The sequence below is a fragment of the Pseudomonas antarctica genome (assembly GCF_900624995.1).
Taxonomy (GTDB): Bacteria; Pseudomonadota; Gammaproteobacteria; order Pseudomonadales; family Pseudomonadaceae; genus Aquipseudomonas; species Aquipseudomonas antarctica.
This window is the reverse complement of the sequence record NZ_UYXQ01000178.1, coordinates 1-6042: the sequence shown is the minus strand read 5'-3', so window position 1 is coordinate 6042 and position 6042 is coordinate 1. Positions and strand designations below refer to the sequence as shown.

Genomic DNA, 6042 nt, shown 5'->3' with positions numbered 1-6042 from the left:
CCGCTGATGAGATAAAGCAATGGCAATGAGAATAAGGGTCGCTATTCCAACAAGACTGATCATGCAGGCGTCTCAACAAGGGACCAAGCGGACGCAGGCCCAAAGGCCTGCCCAGGATTAGAAAGCGTCGAAGGCGCCCGGCAGCAATTGCTCCAGGGTCCAGGTACGCGTGGCGGCCGGGTCACTGCCCTGACAAATCACCACCGCATCCTTGGCCATCAACTCCAGCATCACCTGGCGGCAGGCACCGCAAGGGCTTATCAGTGAAACGTTAGGTGCATAAACCGCTAGCGCCCTGAAACTGCCCGGCGCATGGCCCTGGCTGATGGCGCTGAACAAGGCGCTGCGCTCGGCACAGTTGGTCAGCCCGTAGGAGATGTTCTCCACGTTGCAACCCTGCACCACCTCACCGTCGGCGGTCAGCAACGCCGCGCCGACCGGAAAGTGCGAGTAAGGCGAGTACGTGCTCTGGGCGGCACGCTTTGCCTGTTCCATCAAACGCTCTTCAATTGTCATTCACAGGGTCATCCCATCTTATTGCGAGCACGTCCAGGGCGGTCGTGAGGCTATTGTGATGTTATTTAAATAACAATTTATGTGAATGTTCAATCTTTTTTTTGCGCGCGTGAACAAAGGTCCGCGTCGAAGCCCTTTGCTATCTCAAGTACACGCGTATGTGACGTAGACAGCTGTTGTAGCGCTGTAGACTCGCAAGGATGTAGGCCTAAAACCCTTTGTTTTGCGAACGCACAGCATAAATACTGATAATTTTCATCGTGCAAAATTTGGGCGCCATCATGGGCGTTCAAGTCACGATACTAAAGGGCGTTTGCATCCTGACGATGGGGGCTATAGCGCTCGACGCCTTCGCAGGGACGCCGGAACAGAGCTATCTGTGTAAGGCGCAAGAAACGCTATTGTTCGGATGCAACGCCGTCTCGAAGATGATCTCGGTGTGCGCGTCCCAGGGTTTCTCAGCGACAACAGGCTATGTGCAATACCGATTTGGTACGCCCGGCAACATTGAGTTGAGCTATCCCGAGAAGCTGAGTCCACCGAATGGTCATTTCTGGTTCAGTTCTACGGGTTACTCAGGGGGTAGCGGGGGTTCGCGCGCAAGCCTACACGACCCTCGAACGTGAGCACTTCGACGACAACCTCGTGCCGTAAGCGGGAAGTTAGTGGTGGATCGGGAAAAGATCGCCGCACTGGGCATGACCCAGGCCGACGTGGGTGCCGCGCTGTCTGCCGCGTTGGGCGGCAACTACGTGAACAACTTCTCGACAGCCGGGTGCTCTTACAGGGTCATTCCCCAAGTGCTGCAGGTCAATCGCCTGAACCCGGAGCAAATTCTCGACTACTACATCCGCACACCGGCCGGTGCCATGATCCAGGCACGCACGGTCGCGCATATCGAGACCTCGACGCAGCCGGAATCGATCAACCACTTCCAGCCACTCAACTCGGCAACACTCTCAGGCGTCAGTGCCGTGGGCCAAGGCGAACTGCTGGCCAAACTCAAGAGGCGGCGGCCGATCCTGATGACTACCGCCGCGAGGGTGCTGGGCGTGGTGCCACTGGTCTGGGCCTGCGGTGCTGGGGCTGCGGGGCGGCATGACATGGGGCTGGTGATCTTCGCCGGGTTGTCGATTGGTACGCTGCTGACGTTGTTTATGGTGCCGGCGATGTATATGTTTATTGGGGAAACGCATCATCAGCAAACCCAGCAGACACTCCCAGGCTCAGACTTGAGGACAACAAAAACCTAAGCCCGGCAGGTCACTCTTGGATTACTTCACCGCACTAACCGCCTTCGTCGAGGCCGCTGAAGGAAACAACTTCTCGCGTGCTGCCGAGCGGCTCGGCATCAAGGCTTCAACCGTTTCCCGCTACGTGAAAGACCTTGAACAGGACTTGGGCATCGCCTTGTTCAACCGCTCGACACGCACGCTGCACCTGACTGAAGGCGGCCAGACATTCCTTTTGCACGCGCGCAGGGTGCTGGATGAGCTTGAACAGGCGAAAGCCGCGACGTCGGCACTGAACCAGCAACCGCGCGGGGTGCTCAAGCTCAACTTGCCGCCAGCGTTTGCCCGTCACCATATCCTTCCCGTGTTGAAGACGTTTCTGGCTCGCTACCCGCAGATCAAGGTAGAGCTGATGCTGGAGGAGGCGCAGGTCAACTTGATTCATTCGGGTGTGGATTTAGCAATCCGGATTGGCGCGTTGGCCGACTCCACCCTGAAGGCCCGCAAGATCTGTGAGGGCAAATACCTGCTGGTGGTAAGCCCGGCTTTTTGTGCGCAGCACCCTGCCCCCTCAATCCCGGCAGAGCTGGCCCGCCTGCCCGCCGTACTGAGTAAGCATAATTTCGCGTTTGCCTCCTGCGATGAAGCAGTGCCGCTGGTACATAACGACTGTGTCCGTATCAATGACCTCGATGCGCAGCTGATCGCGGTGCGCCAAGGCCTTGGTTTCGCCCTGCTGCCTGACTGGTTGGTGGCCACCAGTATTGAAACGGGAGCGCTACAGGTGTGGCTGCCACAATGGGACATCCTCGGTGCTGAGCAGGAATTTTCTGTGTGGTTTGTCTATCCGCCCAAGCGGATCGTGTCGTCTAAGGTCAGGTGCTTTATCGACTTCATCGTTGAGCAGTTGGGCGAGACACCGCATTGGAAGCGCTAGAACTGTCCGTCTGCGGGTCTTGTGGGCGTATATCCGCTAAAAGCGGGGCGCGGAGCGTCCAGGGCGGCATTCCCACGCAGAGCGTGGGAACGATCGTCACTGCTAGACCGAGGTGTCTGCATCGCAGGCAAGCCAGCTTTTACTTTTGATCTTGATCTGAGGCGCCCCGTTAACCGCGCTGGCCGCACGCCGAGGCTAAGCGAGGTGCCGAGTGGTGGGGCGAAGACTTTTTGGTCACTTTTGTGTCTTTACAAAAGTGACCCGCGGTAAGAGCGCAACCCTAGGTCGCCGTTACCGCAGCAACGGATATGTACCCATATCGCCCCAAAGAAACGCCCCCATCAGCTAAAGCGAATATCCAGCGCGCGCAAGTAAGTCTGCAACCCCGCATCCTGGATAGGAATCAGAAATGCCTCAGTATCAGACTCATTGAAATGCGCGTGCCAGTACCCCGGCGGCGTCACAAACGCCAACCCCGGCGACCAATCAACACGTACCGGGTTACGAATCTGCCCGTCGGCATCCAGTTCAGTGCCTACCAGCGAGTAGCAGCCCGTGGGACAGTCGATAATGAAGTCCAGCGCAATCGACTGATGTCGATGTGGCTTCTGAATCGAGCCGGCCGGCAGAATGCCGTACATGGCCCACAACACATGGGTCACGGTTCGGGTCTGTGGAAAGTTGCGATTGCCCAGCAGAATGCTGATACGGCTGCGGTCCTGAGCACGCGGATCATCCGCCGCTTCACGCAGTTTCAAGTTGGCCAGCGCGGCGGGATACAAGGTCGGCACAAAGCGGTCGGTGCTGCGCGTCACGCCCAGGTAGCGCAACAGCGGTTCATCGTGCACGTAGTACAAACGCGCATCCTGCGAGGCGCTCAAGCGCGCTTGCAGCAAACCAGGCAGCGCGATAAAGCAGCCGGTGGACCAGGCAATTTCATGCTCGCCCTGCACAAGATTACCCTCCCCCGCGATCACATAAAACACTTGCGAAGTCGCATTCGGGTGCAGCTCCAGAGCCTCACCGGCGTTCAGTCGAATGAAGTTGGCGCACAGCCCTGGCCCGGTCGCCGGGCCCTCGCAGCCCAGCGCTTCGCTGAGGTCAAGCGCCACGACTCGCGACGGGCCGCTGTCATACAGCGAGGCCGGAAAGCTGTGGTAAGGAATTCGCGTAATCAGGTTGGCGCTGATGGGATTCGCCGCCTTGCTGTATTCAAAGTATTCGGCGTCCATTTGTTCGCTTGGCACATCATGGGTCAGGTTGGGCTTGAATTCGCTGTGCATGGTTCACCTCCGTCTTCGGCTGGTTTGAAGCAACTATAGGCATTGCGCCCACAGGGATGAAGCACTCAGGTGGCACAGCAGTTGTGCAGGATGGGGCGGCTACGCCCTTTGACGGTGCAGCCGGCTTGCCCAGCGCCTAAGCGTGAACCGATGAACCCTGTCCTCGGCGCCTGTCTCATACTCAAACGTCATAAACCCCTGTTCCTGTGCGTGGTAATCTGACGCCACCATGAATAGACATTGATCGTCACTTGACGATGACCAGAGCCAGGAAAGAACATGCCAAAGATTTCTCACTCAGCGCTACGCCGCACCTTCCGTGAACTGCTTGCCAAACAAATCTGCGTTGAAACCGCTTCCGTCTTCGACCCCATGTCCGCGCGTATCGCTGCCGATCTGGGCTTTGAAGTCGGTATCCTCGGTGGTTCGGTCGCCTCGTTGCAGGTACTCGCGGCACCCGATTTTGCGTTGATCACGCTGAGTGAGTTCGTCGAACAGGCCACCCGCATCGGCCGTGTGGCCCAACTTCCTGTCATCGCCGACGCCGACCACGGCTACGGCAATGCCCTGAACGTGATGCGTACCGTCGAAGAGCTTGAGCGCGCCGGCGTAGCGGCACTGACGATTGAAGACACCCTGCTGCCCGCGCAATTCGGGCGTAAATCCACCGACCTGATTTCGGTTGAGGAAGGCATCGGCAAGGTCAAGGCCGCCCTTGAAGCGCGGGGCGACCCTGAGCTGTCGATCGTCGCCCGCACTAACGCTGGCGTGTTGCCGACCGAAGACGTCATCGCCCGCACCAAAGCTTATGAAAAAGCCGGCGCCGACGGCATTTGCATGGTCGGCGTCAAAGACTTCGAGCACCTTGAAAAGATCGCAGAAAACCTCACGGTCCCGCTGATGCTGGTGACCTACGGCAACCCGCAGCTCAATGACAGCGAACGCCTGGCCGCGTTGGGTGTGCGCATTGTGGTGGCCGGCCATGGCGCCTACTTTGCGTCGATCAAGGCGACTTACGACAGCCTGCGTGCGCAACGCAAGTTGACCAGCAGCACCTCGAACCTCAGCGCGACTGAACTGACGCATACCTACACCCTGCCGGAGAGTTATGTGGCATGGGCGAAAGAGTTCATGGATGTGAAAGAGTAAACCTGAGCGGGCGGCGGATCTGCACCTGTCCTTGAGTGGATCCGCAGCCAAATCGCAATTGATCTGAACCAACCACCGTGCTTGTCTTTAACGACTGAGCCCTTGCCCCCTGTTTTTCGGACCATGATCTTTGTCCCTATCGCGCCTATAGCTTGTCCCCATAGTCTTGTAATGCTGACTGACTCGATGTTGAAGTTCGAGGCTGTAATCACCACCACCGGCGGCCACCACAATCAATCGGCCAGGTAAAAGCTCGCGGCGACCACTACTCAGGACGGCCAGTGCATCCTCATGTTCCTCCAGCATCCGCCCGACCCCGCTGGTATCACTGCACAGTCCAAAGGCAATAAAAGAGGGCCAGTCCCAACCACTTTCCCGCGTCGAGATAATGATTTGCGCGGCACGCAGGTCGGTAGTAGGCGTGGTCAATGCACACGCTCGATTAACCGTTGGCCAGGGAATGCTCGCGCCGCGTAGTCCACGATGATAAAAGGCGTAGAAATCCCGTTGTGGGTCATGCAGTTTTTCCAACTGGGTTAATTTCATTGGTCCTGTGGGCTTGCTTGCGATATCCGCTTTACCATTTTTGCTGACCTTGCCCTGAACCAGTGCGACCTTGCGTACGACTAGTCCACCCACGTTGATGTCCACGATAATCCCAAAGTCCGCCCCAAGATGTGCTTCAGCCGCAGTGCCGCCCAACGCCAGAGTCCCAAGAAAAGAAGTCACCTCGGGGTAGCCCATGGCGTCGATTTTCGGCCCCGCCCAACGCTCTGACTCCGAACGAAGGTTGCTCAGCAATCCTCCGGTAGAGTGCTCTTCGTGGGCGTGCGCCAATGATTGGTCTTTGGAAACGCGTTGCGCGGTTTGAAAGTTGGCCCTGTACAGCGCACTTTGCCCCCATTCCACGACGCTATCTGGACGG

5 protein-coding genes and 1 pseudogene are annotated in these 6042 nt (G+C 57.9%); 3 read left to right on the top strand and 3 right to left on the bottom strand.

Annotated features, from left to right (window positions below; all coding sequences use genetic code 11):
• Positions 1-117 precede the first annotated feature (117 nt).
• Entirely contained in the window at positions 118-516 is a 399-nt protein-coding gene (locus E0F99_RS28405; RefSeq protein WP_083358430.1) for a cytidine deaminase, read from the bottom strand.
• Between the two features lie 659 nt (positions 517-1175).
• Here E0F99_RS28405 and E0F99_RS28400 point away from each other — a divergent pair.
• Together E0F99_RS28400 and E0F99_RS28395 are read left to right on the top strand one after the other, a co-directional pair.
• Positions 1176-1769, top strand: a pseudogene (locus tag E0F99_RS28400) (efflux RND transporter permease subunit); the annotation flags it as partial.
• Between the two features lie 16 nt (positions 1770-1785).
• Positions 1786-2685 carry a LysR family transcriptional regulator gene (locus E0F99_RS28395; protein WP_083358431.1) on the top strand — a complete coding sequence of 300 codons (900 nt, stop codon included), beginning with the start codon at positions 1786-1788 and terminating at the stop codon, positions 2683-2685.
• Positions 2686-3026: 341 nt separating this feature from the next.
• On the opposite strand, the gene E0F99_RS28385 is transcribed toward E0F99_RS28395, so the two are convergent.
• The gene (locus E0F99_RS28385) at positions 3027-3968 is read right to left on the bottom strand and encodes a cupin domain-containing protein (RefSeq protein WP_083358432.1); all 942 of its coding nucleotides are present in this window, start codon (positions 3966-3968) and stop codon (positions 3027-3029) included.
• Positions 3969-4247: 279 nt separating this feature from the next.
• Between E0F99_RS28385 and E0F99_RS28380 the strand changes: the two genes are divergently transcribed.
• Positions 4248-5117 carry an isocitrate lyase/PEP mutase family protein gene (locus E0F99_RS28380; protein WP_083358433.1) on the top strand — a complete coding sequence of 290 codons (870 nt, stop codon included), beginning with the start codon at positions 4248-4250 and terminating at the stop codon, positions 5115-5117.
• An 87-nt stretch (positions 5118-5204) separates the two neighbouring features.
• Here the strand turns inward: E0F99_RS28380 and E0F99_RS28375 are convergent.
• The coding region (locus tag E0F99_RS28375) for a hypothetical protein (protein ID WP_207303108.1) at positions 5205-6042 on the bottom strand (838 nt) is incomplete at its 5' end.

What these genes read in the sequence shown, in the direction of transcription:
- E0F99_RS28380 (WP_083358433.1), top strand. Translation starts at nt 4,248, where the DNA reads ATGCCAAAGATTTCTCACTCAGCGCTACGCCGCACCTTCCGTGAACTG.
- E0F99_RS28405 (WP_083358430.1), bottom strand. Translation starts at nt 516, where the DNA reads ATGACAATTGAAGAGCGTTTGATGGAACAGGCAAAGCGTGCCGCCCAG.
- E0F99_RS28385 (WP_083358432.1), bottom strand. Translation starts at nt 3,968, where the DNA reads ATGCACAGCGAATTCAAGCCCAACCTGACCCATGATGTGCCAAGCGAA.